Consider the following 20089-nt stretch of genomic DNA (forward strand, 5'->3'; position numbering starts at 1 on the left):
ATTATTTTTCTCCTGGAAGCCACTTTTCGATCAATTCCATTGTGCCGGTGATATCGAGCTCTTTCGCTGGAACATCTGGAATCGATTGAAGAAACGCTTTTCCATAGCGGCTTGATAGGATACGACGATCAAACAGGACTGCTACTCCCCGGTCTGATTCCGTGCGAATCAGCCTGCCAAATCCCTGTCTGAACCTGATGACAGCCTGCGGAAGCGAGTAGGCAGAAAATGCATTTTCCCCTTCCCGCTTCAGCTGCTCGTTTTTCGCCTCGACAAAAGGATCATCCGGCGGAGCAAATGGAAGACGCACGATAAACAGAACAGATAAATCCTCTCCCGGAATATCGATGCCTTCCCACAGAGCGCCGGTTCCAAGTAGAATTGATTTATCATACTGGCGGAAATTTTTAGCCAGACGTGTTACACTGCCGCCTGTGATACCCTGTGCAAAAATTGCGTATTCAGCCAGCAGCTCTGTTTCCCGAATAAAATCGTGTGTTTTCTTTAAAATATCAAACGAAGTAAACAGAACAAGCATGCGTCCGCCTGCTGTTTCTGCGGCCGCAATAATATAATCAGCGACAGCCTGCGCGTATGTGTCCTGATCGGTTTCTTTCACCTCCGGCACATCGTTTGGAATGACAATCCGGCAGTGGTTCGCATAATCAAACGGTGAAGGAATCACGTGTTTCCGGTACGAAAAAGCTTCCAGACCCATTTCCCGTGCAAAGAATTGGAAAGACTGCTCAACTGTCAGCGTAGCGGAAGTAAAAAGGATGTGATGCCGTTCCAATAAATACGACTGAATAAGAGCACCCGGCTGAACGGGCTGTGTCCGCATGGTCAGCGTATTGGACAGTGAGCGTACATCGCCCTCGATCCACACTACTTCTTCTTCATCAGGACGAAACACGAGTTCAAACAGCTGTTGATTCCAGTTTCGGCACCGGTCTAAAAACAAAAGGGCATCATCCACATATAGTTCATCCCGGGCGGAAAGCTGCTTGCGAATATCTTCAATTGGAAGGACTTTCTCTTCTACCACTTCCACTAAACGGGACACCTTATTGTATAAACGTTCAGCGCCATACTCGATTTGCTGCCAGCCGGCCATATTCCGGCTTTTTTCTGTGATGGCGAGCTGGCGCTTCGCATGGTTTATCCGGGATGTCTGCCGTTCAAAAAAAGCAGAAACAACGCCAAGCCATTCTTCTGCCTCCGTTAAAACGGCGGATATAGCAGTCATTATTTTTTCCGACGGCCGCTCTGTAAGACGCTTTGATTCAATTCGATTTAAATGATACAGAAGCCGCCTTTCCTCCGTTGCACCGATTTTTCCCATAAAAAACTTTAAGTCTGCTACTGAAAGCTCCCGGCCAAGCCGTTCTCTTGCCGCTCGTTCGAACCGGTGCGCTTCATCGATTAAAATAAAGCTTCCCGGCACCAAAATCGGCTTTGCCGCCTTCATATCGGCAATTAAAAAGGAATGGTTTGTAACAATAATATCTGCACTGGCCGCTACTTCCTTTGCATACCGGGCAAAGTCATGCTTTCTCCATGCCTGCTTTGCTTTATTCATATAATCGTCTGCCTGGCATACTTCTTTCCAAAATAGGGCGCCGCCTGAAGATAAATTTAATTCATCGCCGTCACCGGTTTCAGTTTCAAGCAGCCAGACAAGCATTTGCATTTTTGTAATAATCCGGTCATAATTCCGCTCTTTTTCACGCAGCGACCGAACAAAGCGGGACAGATCCAGATAGTGGCGCTTTCCCTTTAGTACGGCGGCTTTCACATGAAAAGGCAGAAGGATTTCAAGCTTTGCAAGCTCCCGTTCAAGCAGCTGATGCTGCAGCAGAACCGTATAAGTGGATACAACAACCGGCCGGCCGCTTCGCCGGCTTTCATAAATAGCCGGCAGCAAATAAGCCAGCGACTTGCCGGTCCCGGTTCCGGCTTCAATGACGGTATGCTCTTTGTTTTGAAAAAAGTGCTGCACCGCCTCCATCATTTCCATCTGGCCGGGACGTCTTTGCATGCCGGGAGCACCTGCAAGCAGCTCCCACTTTTCTTCCTCAGTTTGAGGAAACGAGATCGACTCGTCTGCTTTGCGTTTTTCCGGCTGTTTTTTTGTGCGCAGTGCAAGTCCCCGGTACACAGTCCATTCCTCTGGCAGCATTTCTACACGCTGCTTTTTTTCCGCTGCGATACGCGACAGCAGCAAATGAATATCACTTTTCAACCCCGTTGACAGCTTCAGCAATTGTTCAATTGTGACGAGCGGAAGCTCTTCCAGACGGTCGACAAGGTAAATAAACAATTCCGCTGTTGCGCGGGCATCGCTGTCCGCTCGATGCTTCTGCCCGTGGCTCAGACGAAATTGATCGGATAAATCCCCCAGTTTATAGCTGTCCGAGACAGGCAGGACAATTTTTGCAAGCTCTACTGTATCAATAAAAGAACCGGTAAAAGGCGGATAACCAGCCGCCTCCAGTTCGCTGTTTAAAAAAGGCAAGTCAAAAAAAACATTATGGGCCACAAAAACCGAATCGGCCAGCCAATCCCGAAAGCGCTCTGCTTCTTCCTGAAAAAAAGGCGCCTGCTGGACCGCTTCATCCTCAATGCCAGTCAACTCCTGAATAAAAGGAGGAATCGGCATTTCCGGGTTTAAATACGTGCTGAACTGACTTTCAATCCGGCCATTTTCAACTGCCACAAAAGCAGCCTGCATAATACGGCCGCCGCTTGCGTAAGAATGGCCCGTTGTTTCAAAATCTGCCACGGTAAATCGTATATCATTGATCACGGCAAACACACCTTTAAGTAAATTCTTTATCAGTTTACCATAAGAAGAGCAAAAGGTGCCTGCTTATCGGCATCAATTCAAACAAAAGCATCCGCCAGGCGGCTTTTCTCCAACACAACGGAAGCTCACAGGATAAAAGCATCAAATTTGATAAAAAAAAGACCGCTGGATAACCAGTGGTCAATATCCTTACATAATGGTGGAAGCCGGTTCTTGATGAAGCATGTCGGCAATCCGGTTGTCAGCGTCCATAATGAGTACTTTTGGTTTATGCTCTTTTACTTTTTCTTCCGCTACTAGCACATAAGAAATAATAATAACGGTATCACCGGGCTGAACAAGACGCGCCGCTGCACCGTTTAAACAAACGACGCCGCTGCCGCGCTCACCTGGAATAATATATGTTTCCAGACGTGCACCGTTATTATTGTTGACAATCTGCACTTTCTCATTCGGCAGCATGCCTGCTGCATCAAGCAGATCCTCATCGATCGTAATACTGCCGACATAGTTTAAATTGGCCTCGGTCACCGTTGCACGGTGGATTTTTCCGTTCATCATTGTGCGGTACATGGCGCACTTCCTTTCACTGGTAAAATCACATTATCAATTAAACGCGCCTGCTTGTACTGCACAGCTGCGGCTGCAATGATTGTTTTGTTGACCTTCTCAATCGGCTCAAGGGCAGGATAAGATAAAATCTCAAGGTAGTCGATCACTGCTCCTGCCTCTTCTTCCAATACGTAACGCGCTTTTTGCTTTAAGGAAGCGACATCGGTTTCTCCTGCTTCAACGGACTGCTTGATCAGCCCAAGCGCTTTATAGATGGCTGGCGCTTTTTCCCGTTCTTCCGGAAGCAGATATACATTCCGTGAACTTTTTGCGAGGCCGTCCGGCTCTCTCACAGTATCCACACCAATAATTTCGATTGGTACGTTCAGCGCATCCACTAAGCCATGAATCACAGCAAGCTGCTGGGCATCTTTTTTCCCAAAATAAGCACGGTCTGCTTCGGTTAAATGAAACAGCTTCATGACTACCGTTGCCACTCCGTCAAAATGGCCTTCTCGTGAAAGACCGCACAGCGCATTCGTCCGTTTATGAACGGTCAGCGTCACCGCTGGCTCTTCCGGATACATTTCTTCTACTGACGGCAGAAACAAAAGGTCCACGCCCACTTCCCCTGCAAGCCGCGTGTCTCGTTCTTCATCACGGGGATACCGCTCAAAATCTTCATTTGGCCCAAATTGAAGCGGGTTGACAAAAATAGACATCACCACAACCTCATTTTGGCTGCGTGCCTGTCGGGCAAGCGTCAGGTGGCCTTCATGCAAAAAACCCATCGTAGGCACAAAACCAATGGACTTTCCGGCCGATTGAGCCTCCCGTATTTCCTTCTTCAAACCGGAGATCGTACGAACAATTTTCATGAATGGACGCCTCCGTACAAACGATCCAGCTCTTCTTCCTTCATCGTAAAGGTATGCTCTTTGGCTGGAAATGCGCCTGCTTTCACATCTGCTACGTAAGAAGAAACAGCTTGTATGCCGGCTTGGTCAAAATCCGCATAACTTTTCACAAACTTAGCTGTCCGGTCTACTCCATAACGTGTGATGTCATGATACACAAGCACTTGCCCGTCTGTTTCCACACCCGCCCCAATGCCAATAACCGGAATGTGAAGCGCTTGTGCAACCGACTGCGCTACTTGATGCGGTACACATTCAAGCACCAGCATGAACGCTCCGGCCTGCTCCATCGCTTTTGCATCGGCTAACAGCTGCTGCGCGGCTTCAGCTGTTTTCCCCTGTACCTTATAGCCGCCGAGCACACCGACGGACTGCGGCGTAAGCCCCAGATGTGCGCATACCGGCACCCCGGCTGCCGTTAATTCACGGACGCGATCCACAACTTCGCCGGCACCTTCAAGTTTAACGGCGTCGGCACCTCCGTCCTGCATGATGGCACGGGCTGTATTTAACGTTTGTTCTTTGTTTACGTGGTAAGTCATAAACGGCATATCTGTTACGACAAATGTATTGCGGGCGCCCCGCTTAACAGCTTTTGTATGATGAATCATGTCTTCAATTGTCACGTAAACCGTAGATTCATACCCAAGCACGGTCATGCCGAGAGAATCACCTACTAAAATAATGTCTGAACCGCCTGCTTCCGCCTGCTTGGCTGACGGGTAGTCATACGCTGTAATCATCGCGATTTTTTCCTGACCGGCTTTCATCTTAATAAAATCTGCTGTTCGCTTCACGCTGTTTCCTCCTTTTGATCAGAGGAGACGAAACAATAAAAAAGGGTCCTTTTGCTGGAAAGAAGCAGAAGGACCCCGCTGTAAACGGAATAATGTTTCGACCCTCTGTCCCTGTCCATTCGGATCAAGGCAGTGTTTGTCTTGTTATAAAATATGTTTCACTTTCGGAACGCGGTGCAGTTCAATCACATGATACCACCCTTGTTCACGATTATTATAGCAGGCATCCCCTCATTTGACTACCGTTCAATTTCAATGTCCGCTGAGTAGATCGAGTGAATGATGCCTTCTTCATCCTGCAGCTTTAATACGCCTTCTTCTGTAATCCCAATTGCCTTCCCTCGAATCGAGCCGTTCACGGTTCGGGCCGTAATATGACGGCCAATCGAAACGGCAAAGGATTCCCATTTTTCTTTGATCGAGGCAAACCCGTTTTCCACATACTCTTTATAGTAGGTTTCCATATTTTTAAGGATAGCCTGTACAAGCTTAGCGCGGGAGATGGTTTCTCCTTTTTCAATGGCGAGTGAAGTAGCAATGTCTTCAAGCTCAGCCGGAAATGCCTGCTGGTTTACATTCATGCCAATCCCAATAATAATGGAACGGATACGGTCAGCATCCGCTTGAAGTTCTGTTAAAATACCGGTTATTTTTTTTCCGTTCATCAAAAGGTCATTGGGCCACTTGATTTCCGGCGTCAGCCCGGTTACATCTTGAATAGCTTCTGCAACGGCCACAGCCGCAATCAACGTAAACTGCGGCGCTTTCACAGGCGGAAGGTTTGGCTTTAAAATAAGACTCATCCAAATCCCTGTACCCTTAGGAGAATGCCATGCTCTGGTCATGCGGCCGCGCCCTGCTGTTTGCTCTTCCGCAATGACCAGCGTTCCTTCCTCTGATTCTTCCGCGATTTTATGTGCTTCTTTCTGCGTAGATTCTACTGTTTCTTTAAAAATAATTTGTTTACCGAGCTGGTCCGTTTGAAGACCGATTAACAATTCATTTTCACTTACTTTATCAGGCTTCCCTGTAATACGGTAGCCTTTGTTTCGTACTGCTTCAAGCTCAAAGCCTTCCTGCCGCAGTGATTCAATATGCTTCCAGACAGCGGTTCGCGAACAGCCAATGTAGTCAGCCAATGCCTGGCCGGATACAAACTCACCATCTGCTTTTGAAAACACCTCGAGCAGCTTATGCTTTACAGAAGATTGCATGCATGCAGCCACCTTTCAATTTCCGTTCGCTCGTTTGGAACGTCGCGTGCAATGACAGCCCGCTCCGTTCGTTCAAGCACTTCTTTTATCCATGGACCTCTTGGCTTGGACGCCCATTGGATCAAATCATTTCCTGTAATGACGAGATCGTGACGGCTTTTTATCGGAAGCGATTCGAAACGGCTGGCTGCACTTCCGGCATCCAGCTCTTTTCCTCCGGTCAGTGCGTACCCTACAGCCGCGGCGTCAACAGATGACTGGAGTCCGCCTTGAAAAAGCTGCCAATCGGTAACGCCTTTCGCTAAAAACTGAATTAACGTTCGAACACTTCGGCTGATGCTTTTAATTCTTTTTTGCGGAAGCCGCCATTGTGTTAAAAATGGGACCGGATCTTCCTCTGCACACAAGTAAGCTGCCGCTGTCCAAACCTGATCTGCTGTCAGCCCTTCAATCGGAAGGCCTGCCAATCGGGTAAGCGCGGGCTTTTGTCCATCCAGCCCCGGCAGAAATTGATAAAGTCCTGTTTCAATTAATACAGCCACCGCCTGGCGCTTATCGCACCCGCTAAACAGTTTATCCATTTCGTTCAGCTTCCGCTCAACGGCGATGTGACCGAGCAGCGGCGCATGCTCGGTCATCGCTTCCTTCGTATCGTTATCCAAATAAAAAGACAACTGGCTAACGAACCGGGCAGCACGCATCATTCGGAGGGCATCCTCTGAAAAACGTTCGCCTGCACGGCCTACAGTCCGGATTTTTCTCGTTTGGATATCTTCTTTCCCGCCAAAGGGGTCAATCCATTCGCCATTTTTATTCATCGCCATTGCATTCATCGTAAAATCGCGGCGTTTTAAATCCTCATACAGGGAACGGACAAACCGAACCTCGTCCGGCCGCCTGAAATCGGTATAGTCGGATTCAGTCCGAAATGTGGTCACTTCGAATCCAATACCATCATGCAAAACGAGAATGGTCCCATGATCAATACCGACATCGACCGTTTTCCTAAACACTGCTTTTACTTCAGTCGGCACTGCTGATGTGGCAATATCTACATCATGAACAGGACGGCCCAGAAAAAGGTCCCGGACCGCTCCGCCGACAAAAAATGCTTCGAAGCCCGCTTCTTCCAGGCGTGCAATAACCGGCAGCGCCTGGCGAAAAAAAGGATGGTCAATCATAAATGGCTTCCTCCAGCAAGCTGTAATAAATACGTTCATATTGCTTTACAATATCAGATGAATGAAACTGCTCCTGAACGGTTTTTATTGACCGCTGCTTCATCCGTTCATATAAGGCTTCATTTGTCAGCAATTCGATCGCTGCCCCGCTGATCGCTTCGATGTCACCAATGGGGCGGACAAAGCCGTTTTCACCGTCCTCAATCACTTCCGGAATGCCGCCTGCATCCGTTCCAATACACGGCACGCCGCATGCCATTGCCTCAAGAGCGACGAGTCCAAAGCTTTCTTTCTCTGACAGAAGAAGCTTCACATCACTGATCGTGTATAATTCCGCTAAATTGTTTTGCTTTCCAAGATAAAGCACTTGTCCTTCAAGTCCAAGTGATTCGGCCAGCCGGCAGACAACCGTCATCTCCGGCCCATCTCCAACAAGGAGAAGCTTTGCGGGCATTTGCTCAGCAATGTTGGCAAATACTTTTATTACATCTGTGACTCGTTTGACGGCGCGGAAATTCGATACGTGAATGACCACTTTTTCATCGTCTCTAATGCCAAACTCTTTTCTTAAATGGCGGGCCCTTTCAACAGGATGGTATACCCGCTCATCAATAAAGTTGTAGACGGTTTCAATGTGTTTATCCGGATGGATCATCTCTTTTGTCTGCTTCGCAAGCGAGTGAGAAACAGCTGTGACCGCATCCGATTGTTCAATACCGAATTTAATGGCTGGTGCCAGTGCCGAATCTGTGCCAAGCACCGTAATATCTGTTCCATGCAGCGTGGTCACGATTTTTACGTTCGACTTGGCCATCTGCTTGCCCAGAATAGCGCAAACTGCGTGCGGGATTGCATAATGAACGTGTAAAATATCAAGCTTTTCACGCTCAATCACCTCAGCCATTTTGCTTGCGAGGGCAATATCATAAGGCGGGTACTGAAAAACCGAATATTGATTGACTTCCACTTGATGAAAAAAGATATTCGGGTATACCCGATTAAGCCGAAACGGAACAGCCGATGTAATAAAATGAATGGTATGCCCCTGCTCAGCCAGAAGCTTGCCAAGCTCCGTTGCCACGACGCCTGACCCGCCCACAGATGGATAGCATGTAATACCAATGTTTAATCCCATATTTTTCTCCTGCCGATCATTCACTCTGTTCTTCAATAATACCATCAATCAATACGCGTGCTGTTCCAAGGTTTGTTGCAAGCGGAACAGAATATACATCACAAAGACGGACAAGCGCGGTCACGTCCGGCTCATGCGGCTGCGCCGTAAGTGGATCCCGGAAGAAAAAAACAAAATCCATTTCCCCTCGTGCGATACGGGCGCCGATTTCCTGGTCTCCTCCAAGCGGCCCGGATTGAAACCGGTGCACATCAAGTCCTGTTTTTTCCATTACCCGCGTGCCGGTAGTGCCCGTTGCAAAAAGCGTGTGGGCACCAAACACATCTTTATGAAGGTCTACAAATTCGATCAAGTCGTCTTTTTTCTTATCATGTGCAATCAGTGCAATATTCATTAGAATCCCCCATTAATCCAAGATATTTTCGAGACCATACACCAATGTTTTTGTTTTCATGACCGTTTCCACACATACTTTCACACCAGACATAAAGGATGCCCGGTTGTAAGAGTCATGACGGATTGTTAAGGACTCGCCGTCCGCACCAAACAGCACCTGCTGATGTGCAATTAAGCCCGGCAGGCGGACACTATGAATATGCATGCCGTCCATTTCGGCACCGCGTGCGCCTGGAATCGTTTCTTTTTCTTCTGGATGCCCCTGGCGTTTCGGTTCACGCACTTCGCTGATCATGTGCGCTGTTTTCACGGCTGTGCCAGACGGTGCATCAAGCTTTTTATCGTGGTGAAGCTCGATGATTTCTACGTCGCTAAAGTACTTCGCTGCCATCTGGGAAAACTTCATCATCAGAACGGCGCCAATGGCAAAGTTAGGGGCAATAATGCATCCAAGCTCTTTTGAGGCAGAAAGCTCTTTTAGTTCCTCCAGCTGTTCATCGGTAAAGCCCGTTGTCCCTACCACTGGACGAATACCGTGCTCAAGTGCTGTTTTTGTATGTACATAGCCGAATTCAGGTGTTGTTAAATCAATCAATACATCGGCTTGATGCTCTGAGAAGCAGTCCTTTGCGTCTGTATAAATCGGTGCTTTCGAGCCAGAAAACCCGATATCCTCCAGTGTTTCCCCGGCATGTTTTCGGTCCAGGGCTGCCACCAATTCAAATTCTGGTGTATTCATCACCATTTTAACTGCTTCCATTCCCATGCGGCCGCGCGGGCCCGCGATAATAACACGAATACTGCTCATTTTTACTTATCCTCCTCAATTTTGGTCCAGCGGTCTTTGTCTCTTGTCTGGAATTTGTGCATGACCCGGTCGTGTGCCGTCTGCAAATCAATCTCGAGCGAATTTGCCAGGCAAATGGCTACAAACAAAACATCCCCGAGTTCTTCCTCGATCGTTTTCTCTTCTTCGGATGTTTTCTTTGGCTTCTCTCCGTAGTAATGGTTGACTTCACGGGCCAGTTCGCCCATTTCTTCTGTCAGGCGGGCCATCATCGCAAGCGGACTGAAGTAGCCCTCTTTAAACTGGCCGATATAGTCGTCTACTTCTTTTTGCATATCACGCATCGATTTATCCATTTTTTTCACCACTTTCTTTCTTTTATATGTTACATATTATATAGAGGAGGTGCAATTTTTTCTTATTATTCATCACAATAAAAAGGAGAACGTATATGAAAAGCGGCATTAAATCCAAAAATGTATTTTTTATTTTGGTTGGCTCAGCTATTTTTTCATTTGGGCTTGTCCATTTTAACATGCAGAACAATTTAGCGGAGGGCGGTTTTACAGGCATTACCCTGCTATTATACAATTTATTTGAAATTGATCCTTCCTACTCGAATTTACTTCTTAACATTCCCATTTTTTTGATCGGGTGGAAACTGCTCGGCCGTGTCTCTTTTTATTATACGCTGATTGGCACCTTTAGCGTTTCCTTCTTTTTATGGATATTTCAAAACTGGCAATTTCACATCCCACTTCGGGATGACCTGTTTCTTGCCGCTCTGTTTGCAGGAGTTTTTATCGGAGTGGGCCTTGGGATTACGTTCCGGTACGGAGGCACAACAGGAGGCGTCGATATTATTGCGCGGCTTGTACATAAATATTGGCAGATAAGCATGGGCAAAACCATGTTTTTATTTGATGCGGTCGTAATTACAGCTTCCTTTTTAACATATATCAATTACCGGGAAGCGATGTACACGCTCGTTGCCGTTTTTGTCGCAGCACGTGTCATTGACTTTATGCAGGAAGGAGCATACGCGGCGCGCGGCGCGATGATTATCTCTTCTGCTCATGAGGAAATTGCGGACGAAATTAACAAACGAATGGATCGCGGAGTGACGATTTTAAAAGGATATGGCTCTTTCACAAAGCAGGAACGCGATGTTTTATACTGCGTGGTGGGCCGAAATGAGATCGTCCGACTGAAGAATATTATTCATGCAGTGGATCCGCACGCATTTGTTTCGGTGACAGTTGTGCATGATGTATTGGGAGAAGGCTTTACTCTTGATGAAAACAAACAGCCGATTGAACGTTAAAAAGCACCGGGAAATTCCCGGTGCTTCAGGCTGCCCACAAACGCCCGCTTTCGGCGTCACTTGCCAGCTGTGAATGCTCATGACCCCCAAAAAGGTCACTCCGCTTCCCAGCCGGCGGCGTTCCTGGAAAGTCAGACGTTTTCAATCAGCCTGCTTTCTTACTTTGTCTACACTCTCAAAGCACCGGAAAATTCTGGTGCTTTTTGATTAATCGTCGTTTTGAGCCATTCCCGTGTACATTAGTACAAGGCGAAGCAGCTCTAGAACGGCTACAGCAGCCGCTGCTACATAAGTCATGGCAGCCGCATTTAACACTTTGCGCGCCTCGCGTTCCTCATTGTTGCGAATAATGCCAGAAGCAACAATTTGGTCCATGGCCCGGTTTGATGCATTAAACTCCACCGGCAGTGTGATAACTTGAAATAGAACACCAGCAGCCATTAAAATAATCCCGAGCAGGAGCATATTCGTAGCGCTGGCAAAAATGCCAATCATAATGAAAATCCATGACATATTTGAGCTGAAATTCGCAATTGGAACAAGAGCGTGGCGGAAGCGAAGAAACGCATAGCCGACTTTGTCCTGAATAGCGTGTCCCACCTCATGAGCCGCGACAGCCGCTCCAGCAATGGAATGACCATGAAAGTTATTCGGTGACAGGTTCACTGTTTTTGTAATCGGATTGTAATGGTCACTTAAAAACCCGCGTGATTCCACTACTTTTACATGCTGCAGACCATTATCGTCCAAAATGCGGCGTGCTGCTTCTGCACCAGTAATTCCCGTTGAAACGGCTACTTTTGAATACTTATTATACGTGCTTTTCACCTTAAATTGCGCCCAAAGCGGCAGCAAAATCAACAGGATAAAATAAATGATCCAAATCATCTAACTCCCTCTACCTCCGTTGTGTTGTCGTATTTTGTCTTATCTTTATTTTAACGATTTATACCCCCGGGCGTCAAAGATTATGCTTGTTTTTTCGTTCTTCTTTCATGCCTTTGTACTTTTTTCTGCCTGTGTATAAGAACGCTGCCACGATAACCCCGCCCGTGAGTGCAGTGACGTGAATCAGATCTTCTTTTTTCTCAGGATTCATTTCTTCCGCTCCGCTGACTGGTACAAATATGAGAAGGAAACTCCAGATAAATGCGATAACTTTGTCCATTCTCCATCCCCCCGCCCATCTGCTTTTTTCAGTATATGCGCGGAGATGAAGGAATGATGCCGTTTCTCACCACATTAATCGCTTTGAACGTACACACACCCACCATGTGATGAAAATAGAGAGCAGGCTGAGCCAAAATGTAAAATAACCAATTTCCTGAATGTATAAATCAAGCTGTGAATACACAGGATACTGCATAAAAACGTAATCGATCATTTCGTTATGAACAGTCCAGACCGCAGCCACAATCAGGTGAATCGGCTGGACCCGAAAAAATGGGGCATAAAGCAGCCCCTGGACAGCCATGCCCAAATGTGAGGCGACCAGCATCCAGCCAAGCCAGGAGAGATCTCCTGTAACAAAGAGCGTCAGCCCATTCATCACAACGGCCCATATTCCGTATTTAAATAAGGTCATAACAGCGAGCGCCTGCATAAGCCCCCAGTTCCGGCCAATCAAAAGGCCGAATAAGGCGATTGTAAAAAACAAGCTCGCGGTCGGACTGTCAGGCACGAACGGAAGAAAAACAGGATCTGTCTGCTCTAACTGAGGCATGTACCATATGTATCCATAAATCGTTCCAAGTAAATTAATGATAAAAAGCACCCACATAAAGGAGCGGTTTGATAAAAGAAAAAACAGCATATATATGCCTCCATGGAAAAAAAGACTGCCCATCGAGCCGGACAGTCCCGTTCATTTCGTTTTATTTTGCTTCTAGTGTAGAAATAAATTCAGACAGCTTCTTTAAGTCTTCTTCATTTCCTTTATACATTCCCGGCGGCATGGAACCTTTCCCATTTTTCGCGATATCGGCGACTTCTTCCGGTGTCAGCCCGGTGCCGACAAGAGACGGTGCCGCCGATCCTCCTGACAATGTATCACCGTGACAGTTGATACAGCCATTTTCCTGATAAATTTTAAACCCATCAGAGTTTGTGTCGATAGCGGCTTCTTCTACAATTGCCCCCTGCGCTTCCCTTGCTTTCCAGTCTACTGCATTTACAGCTTCCCAGGTTAGGAAAATGACCGCAGCGAGAGAGAGAAGCATAAAGCCCGTTGCAAATGGGCGATCAATGGGGCGGCGCTTTGGACCGCGGTCAATAAACGGTGCCAGCATAAGCCCGCCAAAGGCAAGACCTGGAATAACAAAAGCACCAATAATGTTGTATGGTCCGGATGCGTACGAGTATTTTAAAAGCTGGTATAAAAACAAGAAGTACCAGTCTGGCAGCGGCAGGTAGCCGGTATCTGTCGGATCTGCAACACGCTCAAGCGGTGATGGGTGAGCGATGGTCAAGCATAAATAGCCTATTAAAAACACCGAACCGACCATCCACTCTTTCAAAAGGAAGTTCGGCCAGAAAGCCTCGGTTTTGCCTGGATATTCCGAATAATCTTTCGGAATATTCGGTTTTCGTTCAGCAGGAACCCGCGAGTCTCCGACAAACTTCATTCCTTTTCCACGATGCATTGCGTTCCCCTCCTTTGAATTGGACTGAAATGGGCAAGGCCGATTTTATAATGGACCGGAAATCCCCTGCTTGCGGATCATGATAAAGTGGGCACCCATTAAGCCAAGCAAAGCAGCCGGCAGGAAAAAGACATGAATGGCAAAAAAGCGTGTGAGTGTTTGTGCACCGACAATATCGGGGTGGCCGGCAAGCAGCACTTTTAATTCATGGCCGATCAGCGGCGTGGAAGCGGCAATTTCAATGCCTACCTTGGTAGCAAAAAGTGCTTTCATATCCCAGGGCAGCAGGTAACCGGTAAAACCGAGACCCAGCATCACAAAGAAAATTAAAACACCGACAATCCAGTTTAACTCACGCGGTTTTTTGTAAGCTCCCTGGAAGAAAACACGCAGTGTATGTAAAAACATCATGACAATAACAAGACTTGCACCCCAGTGATGCATGCCGCGTACAATAACGCCAAAAGCGACTTCATTTTGAAGATAGTAAACCGATTCCCATGCATTTTTAATATCCGGCACATAGTACATGGTTAAAAACATTCCGGACAGAATTTGAATGACGGTAACAAAAAACGTCAAGCCGCCAAAACAGTAAACAAATGCCGAGAAGTGATGAGCCGGATTCACGTGCTCAGGTACTTCATGGTCTGCAATATCGCGCCACATCGGCGTAATATCAAGACGTTCATCCACCCAGTCATAAATTTTATTGAGCATATTGTACGCCTCCCTACACGATATTGTTTGCCTGTGGTTTGCCAAGCTGAAGGAGCCCGTCTTTTTCCGCAGTCGGATAGACATCAAGCGGTCTCAACGGCGGTGTATTCGGGACATTTTTTCCGTTTTTTTCATACATGCCGTTATGGCAAGGACAGAAAAACTTGTCTTTGTGACCGCTTCCTTCCCAGCTTACCGTGCAGCCAAGATGCTTGCATATTGGAGACAATGCAACAACCTCGTTTTTATCGTTTTTGTAAACCCAGGCCGTACTTGTGACTTCCGATGTATACCATGCGTCAGTCTGCTCATAAGAAAAGTCAACGCGTACCGGTACATCTGTTAAATCAGCTACCTTTTGTTGTGTAGGATGAAAATCGCCGGCCGCTTCCCCTTTAAGCACCGGATCAACCGCAAAACGAACCATCGGCATGAGCATACCTGCCGCCATGAAACCGCCTACACCAGTGAGAGTGTAATTCAGAAACTGACGTCTTGATACAGGTTGTTTCCCCATACTTTCCCTCCCCCTTATACACTTTGCGTCGCCCGTTGTGGACTAATATATGAACATAAATATAAACTAGGACATTATTATGATAATCTATACCGGATAGCAGGTCAATAACCTCGGGATGAAAACGCTTTTTTATTGTGAAATTTTTCTGAATTATTCAATATTATCTTGCCATTTCTCTACAACCGTCTGAATAAGCTGTTTTGCCTGGTGGGAGATGAGCGAGTGCTTAACTGACTCCTCCATGTCACCAAGGGGGACAGACGGAACCAAAATGACTGAGCCGCCCAGTTCATTTTCCCTCGTACGCCACATGGAATCTGCCGTTAGAAAAAAAACGTGCTTAAACGCTGCTGAGCGTGCTCTTTCTGACCAAAGAGCAGCGTTACCTGCCATTTCCGGTACATAAGCGTACGGCGGTGTTACAACGATCCTTCCTTTAAACTGACGTTCAAGAAAATCAGCCAGCAGTCCAATAAATTCATATTGCTCAGCTGACTGCCTGAACCCTGTTCCAAAATCCAGCGGAACAAGCGGTATAAGAACCGTATCAATATAGTTTTTTTGCTGCTCAACGAGTGCAGCATCTTTCCCATTCCAATTCATTTTATCACCCTCTTTTATCATATAGCGCTTTTCTTCCGGTTGTAAATACAAGGCTATGAAAAAACGCATCCGGTCAGCAGTCGGATGCGTTTGTATGTTCCAATAATTCATTGAGCTGGTCGGTCAGCCGGAAAAAGGTTTCTTTGTCTCCACGGTCGAGCGCCTCGTCAATCTGTTCTTTTAAGCGGTCGCGCTGAAAATCATACACGCTCCATTTTAAAAATTGCTCGGCCAGCTCTTTTTCTTTTTCCGTCAGCCGAACCCGTTTTGGCATAAACGGATTTTCGACCCGTACAGCCGCATATTGATGCGACAAGTGGGCATCTTTGAATTTTAATTCGATAAAGATATCTTCATCTTTATTTAAACGAATATCATGAAAAGACTTTTCTGCATCTGTTGTCATAATGTTGTCTTTAAAAAAGCGAAAAGGTGCGCTGTCCACACAATGAGATGACATAATCATGCCTCTTGGACAGTACTGGGCGTCATCCACAAAATGCACATGTTCCATAAGCTGGTCATGGCTCATTAAATAGTTTAAAATCCAGACAGATTCTCTGCGCTTTAGCTGATAATGATTTAAAAACCAGCGGATAAAATCCTTTTTCTCATGAACGGAAACCGGAGCAGTCATCATCATCACTCCTCTGCCTTTTTTAATAGGTATCTGTATTTAAGCGTTCTACAAGTTCTGACCATTCGTCATTAAGCGGCTCTTCTTTCATTAACTTTTGGAAAATAGAAAGCGCCTGCTGGCGATGTCCGTCCTCAAGCAAGAAATAGCCGTACTCGGCCAGAAACTCTGTATTTTCATTTAAAATCGGATAAAGGTATTCATATAGTTCTGCCGCTTCTTTGTACTCCTCCAGCCGCTCTGCAGCTCTGGCTGCGTCCCACAGCAGCAAAGGCTCTGCACTGCCCGCTTCGCGGAAGACCGAAGCAATTTCAAGCACTCCTTCGTATTCTTCCTTTTTCATCAGCAATGCATTCAGTGCCAGGGCAGCCTCTGTATATTCTGGATCCAGGGCAAGGGACTCACGAAAATGAGCCTCCCCTTCTTCTTCAAGGCCCCGTTTTAAAGCCAGCTTTCCTGCAAGCAAAAACAATTCTTTTTGATACGCATCCCGCGCAATTCCAGAACGGGCCGCTTCAAGAGCCGCTTCTAAATCTTCTTCCATTTCATGCGCGCGTGCTAAGTACAAGTAAACAGAATGATAATCAGGGTCAAGCTCTGCTGCTTCTGTTAACTTCGCTGCGGCCGTTTTGTATTGGCCTGCTTGAAAAGCAGTAAAACCATACATAAACAGGGTATCAATATCTATTTTATCATCAAGGGCCTTCTCGAAGTGAGGCAGGCTTTCTTCAAAAGCACCGCCGGCACTGTATGCTTCTGCCAGGCGCTTTTGAATCGAAATGCCGGCAATCTCCTCCATGCCCGCTTCTTCAAGTTCCTTGTACTGCCGGATGGCTTCTAAAAACTTGCCTTCTTCTAAATACAGCTCCCCAAGTGCAAGCTTAATAACAGGCTCGTCCGGTTCTGCCTGTTGTGCCTGCAGGAGCTTTTGCTCGCTGACTTCATACAGACCCTGCATTTGATATAAATCGGCCAGCACGAGCAGTGATCGCGTATAAAACGGGTCACTATCATCAATCTCGTCTAAAATAAGCATCGCTTCTTCTTCACGGTCAAGTTCTACAAGCGTCTCTGCCAAAAGCAGCGACAGCTCTCCTTCTCCCGGAAAAGAACGCAGCAGCTCTTCAAACAGCTGCCTTGCTTCATCTAAAAAGCCAAGCTGGAGCAGCTGCTCCCCCAGCATAAATTGTTCTTCTGCATCACTAGAGGCGAGCACCTTTTCATATAGGGCAGATGCACCTGCCATATCTCCCTTTTCCAGGTGTGCGATCATATTTTCCGCATTGTTCATGTTTACCGCCTCTTCTTTCTCCGTCTTCGTTTCTTAATTCCTTATTTTAATCAAAGATGGTCAATCGGGCAACTTTTTGGCTTGTACTTCATGTATTCTACTTTGACCGCTATATTCCTTCTTTCCAAAACAGAAAAACGCCCTCATAAAGAGGACGCTCCTTTAACCAGTGTATTCAAATGATCGAAAAATTCAGGATATGAAACGGCAATGGCTTCATGATTCTCAAGTTCTACAGCACCATCTGTCAGCAGAGAGGCGATCGCCATAACCATACCGATTCGATGATCTCCGTGTGAAGAAACGGATCCGCCGTGAAGCGAAGACTTTCCGCGAATAATCATTCCATCATCGGTTGCTTCAATGTCTGCTCCCAGCTTTTTCAGCTCATTTACAACGGTGTCAATACGGTTTGTTTCTTTCACTTTTAATTCTTCCGCATCGCGAATCACCGTTTCGCCTTCCGCCTGCGTCGCAAGCAGGGCAATAATTGGAATTTCATCAATCAGCCGCGGAATAATAGAGCCGCCGATTTCGATTCCTTTTAATTGAGATGTTCTCACGGTAATGGTGCCCATTTCTTCACCTGATTCCGTCGTTTTCTCAATCGTTATATCTGCACCCATTTGCTTCATTACATCAATGATTCCCGTTCTTGTTTCGTTCAAGCCGGTATTTTCGAGCACGACTTCGCTATTCGGCGTAATAGCTGCTGCTACCATAAAAAAGGCAGCTGATGAAATATCTCCCGGTACATACACATCTGTTCCTTGGAATGTCTGGCCGCCATGAACGATAATCCGGTCACCCTCCCGGCGGATCTGGCCGCCAAACTGCTCGATCATTTTTTCAGTATGATCGCGCGTTGCTTCCGGTTCAATGATAACCGATTCTCCATCTGCCTGGAGCGCTGCAAAGATAACGGCTGATTTTACCTGTGCACTCGCAACTGGCAGGCGGTACTCGGTTGTATTCAACTTACGGCCGCGAATGGAAAGCGGCGTGAAACGCCCATTGTCGCGTCCGGCGATATCCGCACCCATGTTTGCAAGAGGCACTGTTACCCGGTCCATTGGACGTTTGCCGATCGATTCATCCCCAATCATCACAGAATGGAATGGGCGTCCGGCTAAAATACCAAGCATTAACCGTGTGGTTGTCCCCGAATTTCCTGTATCTAGGATGGCAGACGGCTCTTGCAGCCCTTCCCACCCTTTTCCGTGGACAATGATTTCTTCATCTGTTTCCTCAATTTGTACGCCAAGCTTGCGGAAGCAGTCAATCGTGCTTAAGCAATCTTCCCCTTTTAAAAAGTGGCGGACTGTTGTTCTTCCTTCTGCGAGCGCTCCGAACATAATGGAACGGTGAGAAATAGACTTGTCACCCGGCACTTCTATACGCCCGCCAAGAGACGGATTAGTAAACGTCAGTTTCATGTTTTGTACCCTCTCTTATGCTAAGAATAAATCATATGTTGTTTTCTGCTCAATGCACTGCTTGGCGCGAAGGCGGTCCCTTTCGCTTTGAAAGCTGATCACCAAAACACCGAACACATCTTCACGTGTTTCAACAATCCGAATGTTGGTAATGCTGATGCGCTCATCCGCCAGATAGCCTGTTAATTCAGAGATGACGCCTGGATAATCCGGCACATCTACGTACATTTCATAGAAAGCAGGAATAGCTCCTTTTGAAGCAGTCGGAAGGCCATCCCGAAATTTTTTCGCGTCGCTAAAATAGTGATAGAGCTTTTCTCCATTTTCTGTTTCCAAAAGAGATAAAACCCCATCCATCTCATCACGCCAGTTGGTTAATAACGAGATGAGCATTTCTTTATTGTGAAGTGAAATATCCCTCCACATTTCCGGGTTTGAGGAAGCAATGCGGGTAATATCCCGGAAACCGCCGGCAGCCAGCCGCTCAATCAACGGATTGTCTTCATTGAATTTTTGAGCCTGGTGCACAAGCGAGGCGGCAATAATATGCGGAAAATGGCTGATTACACCTGTCATTTTATCGTGCTCTTCTGCTGTTACTTCTAGAATGTTTGCCCGCGTGCCTTCCAGCCATTTTCTTAAAATCGCAACGTGTTTTTCTTTCGCGGCGCCCCCTGGCGTCAGCAGGTAAAAGGCATTTTCAAATAACAGCTCTTTTGAAGCAGCGACCCCGCTTTTATGAGAACCTGCCATCGGGTGGCCGCCGATAAACACAACTTCTTTTTCTTCAAGAAGCTTGGCCCGCTCCATGATACGGCTTTTTGTGCTGCCTGTATCCGTTACCAGCACGCCTTCTTTTAGCGGGAGTCCAGCAAGGATCTCAATCATTTCCTCCGTTTTTAAAACCGGCACCGCTAAAATAATTAAATCCGCTCGTTTGGCTCCTTCTTCAAACGAAGAAGCCTTTTCATCTATAATGTTAAGTGCTTCTGCAAGACCCAGTTCGGATTCTCGAACATCAAATCCGATAATATGAGCCTGCTCATGGGCTTTTTTTATCGCTTTTGCAAGAGATCCGCCAATTAAGCCAAGACCGGCAATAAAAACATTTCCTCTCATCGGCGCATCACC

Annotated in this window: 22 protein-coding genes; 1 reads left to right on the top strand and 21 read right to left on the bottom strand. The window is 46.8% G+C overall.

Annotation, left to right across the window (positions count from 1 at the left end; all coding sequences use genetic code 11):
• Window position 1: 1 nt before the first annotated feature.
• From dinG to M3221_RS07640, 10 genes are all read right to left on the bottom strand, one after another.
• Entirely contained in the window at window positions 2-2806 is a 2805-nt protein-coding gene (gene dinG, locus M3221_RS07595; RefSeq protein ID WP_251270900.1) for an ATP-dependent DNA helicase DinG, read from the bottom strand.
• A 189-nt stretch (window positions 2807-2995) separates the two neighbouring features.
• Entirely contained in the window at window positions 2996-3379 is a 384-nt protein-coding gene (gene panD / locus M3221_RS07600) for an aspartate 1-decarboxylase (RefSeq protein WP_242233633.1), read from the bottom strand.
• A complete protein-coding gene (gene panC / locus M3221_RS07605; protein WP_251270901.1) occupies window positions 3364-4236 on the bottom strand; it encodes a pantoate--beta-alanine ligase in 873 nt (290 codons plus the stop codon). Before panC ends, panD begins: the two co-directional genes overlap by 16 nt.
• Entirely contained in the window at window positions 4233-5072 is an 840-nt protein-coding gene (gene panB, locus M3221_RS07610) for a 3-methyl-2-oxobutanoate hydroxymethyltransferase (RefSeq protein ID WP_251270902.1), read from the bottom strand. The genes panC and panB overlap by 4 nt, the downstream gene beginning before the upstream one ends.
• A gap of 239 nt (window positions 5073-5311) precedes the next feature.
• Entirely contained in the window at window positions 5312-6286 is a 975-nt protein-coding gene (locus tag M3221_RS07615) for a biotin--[acetyl-CoA-carboxylase] ligase (protein WP_251270903.1), read from the bottom strand.
• A complete protein-coding gene (locus tag M3221_RS07620; protein ID WP_251270904.1) occupies window positions 6271-7467 on the bottom strand; it encodes a CCA tRNA nucleotidyltransferase in 1197 nt (398 codons plus the stop codon). Before M3221_RS07620 ends, M3221_RS07615 begins: the two co-directional genes overlap by 16 nt.
• A complete protein-coding gene (bshA, locus tag M3221_RS07625) occupies window positions 7460-8602 on the bottom strand; it encodes an N-acetyl-alpha-D-glucosaminyl L-malate synthase BshA (protein ID WP_251270905.1) in 1143 nt (380 codons plus the stop codon). Before bshA ends, M3221_RS07620 begins: the two co-directional genes overlap by 8 nt.
• A gap of 16 nt (window positions 8603-8618) precedes the next feature.
• On the bottom strand, window positions 8619-8996 hold the full coding sequence (locus M3221_RS07630; RefSeq protein ID WP_251270906.1) for a methylglyoxal synthase: 378 nt from the start codon (window positions 8994-8996) through the stop codon (window positions 8619-8621).
• 12 nt (window positions 8997-9008) lie between these two features.
• Complete coding sequence (dapB, locus tag M3221_RS07635; RefSeq protein WP_251270907.1) at window positions 9009-9806, bottom strand: 4-hydroxy-tetrahydrodipicolinate reductase; 798 nt, start codon at window positions 9804-9806, stop codon at window positions 9009-9011.
• A 2-nt stretch (window positions 9807-9808) separates the two neighbouring features.
• Complete coding sequence (locus tag M3221_RS07640; RefSeq protein ID WP_251270908.1) at window positions 9809-10141, bottom strand: nucleotide pyrophosphohydrolase; 333 nt, start codon at window positions 10139-10141, stop codon at window positions 9809-9811.
• A 95-nt stretch (window positions 10142-10236) separates the two neighbouring features.
• On the opposite strand from M3221_RS07640, the gene M3221_RS07645 reads away from it, so the two are divergent.
• Complete coding sequence (locus tag M3221_RS07645) at window positions 10237-11109, top strand: YitT family protein (protein ID WP_251270909.1); 873 nt, start codon at window positions 10237-10239, stop codon at window positions 11107-11109.
• 207 nt (window positions 11110-11316) lie between these two features.
• Here the strand turns inward: M3221_RS07645 and M3221_RS07650 are convergent, their stop codons facing one another.
• The 11 genes from M3221_RS07650 to M3221_RS07700 all read right to left on the bottom strand — a co-directional run bounded on the left by M3221_RS07650 (window position 11317) and on the right by M3221_RS07700 (window position 20077).
• Window positions 11317-11997, bottom strand: coding sequence for a zinc metallopeptidase (locus M3221_RS07650; protein ID WP_251270910.1), 681 nt, complete (start codon window positions 11995-11997; stop codon window positions 11317-11319).
• Window positions 11998-12070: 73 nt separating this feature from the next.
• On the bottom strand, window positions 12071-12277 hold the full coding sequence (locus M3221_RS07655) for a sporulation protein YpjB (protein WP_251270911.1): 207 nt from the start codon (window positions 12275-12277) through the stop codon (window positions 12071-12073).
• A 66-nt stretch (window positions 12278-12343) separates the two neighbouring features.
• Window positions 12344-12928 carry a lipoprotein heptaprenylglyceryl N-acetyltransferase LhaT gene (gene lhaT / locus M3221_RS07660; protein ID WP_396120264.1) on the bottom strand — a complete coding sequence of 195 codons (585 nt, stop codon included), beginning with the start codon at window positions 12926-12928 and terminating at the stop codon, window positions 12344-12346.
• Between the two features lie 55 nt (window positions 12929-12983).
• Window positions 12984-13751, bottom strand: a complete 768-nt coding sequence (locus tag M3221_RS07665; protein WP_242233620.1) for a menaquinol-cytochrome c reductase cytochrome b/c subunit — start codon at window positions 13749-13751, stop codon at window positions 12984-12986.
• A gap of 45 nt (window positions 13752-13796) precedes the next feature.
• Window positions 13797-14471 carry a menaquinol-cytochrome c reductase cytochrome b subunit gene (qcrB, locus tag M3221_RS07670; protein ID WP_046173709.1) on the bottom strand — a complete coding sequence of 225 codons (675 nt, stop codon included), beginning with the start codon at window positions 14469-14471 and terminating at the stop codon, window positions 13797-13799.
• Between the two features lie 13 nt (window positions 14472-14484).
• Window positions 14485-14988, bottom strand: a complete 504-nt coding sequence (locus M3221_RS07675) for a QcrA and Rieske domain-containing protein (RefSeq protein WP_251270913.1) — start codon at window positions 14986-14988, stop codon at window positions 14485-14487.
• A gap of 153 nt (window positions 14989-15141) precedes the next feature.
• Window positions 15142-15594 carry a YpiF family protein gene (locus M3221_RS07680; RefSeq protein WP_251270914.1) on the bottom strand — a complete coding sequence of 151 codons (453 nt, stop codon included), beginning with the start codon at window positions 15592-15594 and terminating at the stop codon, window positions 15142-15144.
• Between the two features lie 73 nt (window positions 15595-15667).
• Complete coding sequence (locus M3221_RS07685) at window positions 15668-16231, bottom strand: ReoY family proteolytic degradation factor (protein ID WP_251270915.1); 564 nt, start codon at window positions 16229-16231, stop codon at window positions 15668-15670.
• 22 nt (window positions 16232-16253) lie between these two features.
• On the bottom strand, window positions 16254-17522 hold the full coding sequence (locus tag M3221_RS07690; protein ID WP_251270916.1) for a tetratricopeptide repeat protein: 1269 nt from the start codon (window positions 17520-17522) through the stop codon (window positions 16254-16256).
• Window positions 17523-17665: 143 nt separating this feature from the next.
• A complete protein-coding gene (gene aroA / locus M3221_RS07695; protein WP_251270917.1) occupies window positions 17666-18958 on the bottom strand; it encodes a 3-phosphoshikimate 1-carboxyvinyltransferase in 1293 nt (430 codons plus the stop codon).
• Between the two features lie 15 nt (window positions 18959-18973).
• Window positions 18974-20077: a prephenate dehydrogenase gene (locus M3221_RS07700; protein ID WP_251270918.1), complete on the bottom strand. Its 1104-nt coding sequence runs from the start codon at window positions 20075-20077 to the stop codon at window positions 18974-18976.
• Between the last annotated feature and the right edge of the window lie 12 nt (window positions 20078-20089).

Origin of the sequence: Domibacillus indicus (assembly GCF_023715895.1) — a bacterium.
Taxonomy (GTDB): domain Bacteria; phylum Bacillota; class Bacilli; order Bacillales; family Domibacillaceae; genus Domibacillus; species Domibacillus indicus_A.

Bases quoted from the DNA above. Each gene is read 5' to 3' on its own strand.
- M3221_RS07680 (WP_251270914.1), bottom strand. From the start codon at position 15,594: ATGAATTGGAATGGGAAAGATGCTGCACTCGTTGAGCAGCAAAAAAAC.
- M3221_RS07630 (WP_251270906.1), bottom strand. From the start codon at position 8,996: ATGAATATTGCACTGATTGCACATGATAAGAAAAAAGACGACTTGATC.
- bshA (WP_251270905.1), bottom strand. From the start codon at position 8,602: ATGGGATTAAACATTGGTATTACATGCTATCCATCTGTGGGCGGGTCA.
- M3221_RS07690 (WP_251270916.1), bottom strand. From the start codon at position 17,522: ATGAACAATGCGGAAAATATGATCGCACACCTGGAAAAGGGAGATATG.
- M3221_RS07615 (WP_251270903.1), bottom strand. From the start codon at position 6,286: ATGCAATCTTCTGTAAAGCATAAGCTGCTCGAGGTGTTTTCAAAAGCA.
- M3221_RS07665 (WP_242233620.1), bottom strand. From the start codon at position 13,751: ATGCATCGTGGAAAAGGAATGAAGTTTGTCGGAGACTCGCGGGTTCCT.
- M3221_RS07645 (WP_251270909.1), top strand. From the start codon at position 10,237: ATGAAAAGCGGCATTAAATCCAAAAATGTATTTTTTATTTTGGTTGGC.
- M3221_RS07655 (WP_251270911.1), bottom strand. From the start codon at position 12,277: ATGGACAAAGTTATCGCATTTATCTGGAGTTTCCTTCTCATATTTGTA.
- M3221_RS07700 (WP_251270918.1), bottom strand. From the start codon at position 20,077: ATGAGAGGAAATGTTTTTATTGCCGGTCTTGGCTTAATTGGCGGATCT.
- panC (WP_251270901.1), bottom strand. From the start codon at position 4,236: ATGAAAATTGTTCGTACGATCTCCGGTTTGAAGAAGGAAATACGGGAG.
- dapB (WP_251270907.1), bottom strand. From the start codon at position 9,806: ATGAGCAGTATTCGTGTTATTATCGCGGGCCCGCGCGGCCGCATGGGA.
- M3221_RS07650 (WP_251270910.1), bottom strand. From the start codon at position 11,997: ATGATTTGGATCATTTATTTTATCCTGTTGATTTTGCTGCCGCTTTGG.
- aroA (WP_251270917.1), bottom strand. From the start codon at position 18,958: ATGAAACTGACGTTTACTAATCCGTCTCTTGGCGGGCGTATAGAAGTG.
- panD (WP_242233633.1), bottom strand. From the start codon at position 3,379: ATGTACCGCACAATGATGAACGGAAAAATCCACCGTGCAACGGTGACC.
- M3221_RS07640 (WP_251270908.1), bottom strand. From the start codon at position 10,141: ATGGATAAATCGATGCGTGATATGCAAAAAGAAGTAGACGACTATATC.
- M3221_RS07620 (WP_251270904.1), bottom strand. From the start codon at position 7,467: ATGATTGACCATCCTTTTTTTCGCCAGGCGCTGCCGGTTATTGCACGC.
- qcrB (WP_046173709.1), bottom strand. From the start codon at position 14,471: ATGCTCAATAAAATTTATGACTGGGTGGATGAACGTCTTGATATTACG.
- M3221_RS07675 (WP_251270913.1), bottom strand. From the start codon at position 14,988: ATGGGGAAACAACCTGTATCAAGACGTCAGTTTCTGAATTACACTCTC.
- M3221_RS07685 (WP_251270915.1), bottom strand. From the start codon at position 16,231: ATGACTGCTCCGGTTTCCGTTCATGAGAAAAAGGATTTTATCCGCTGG.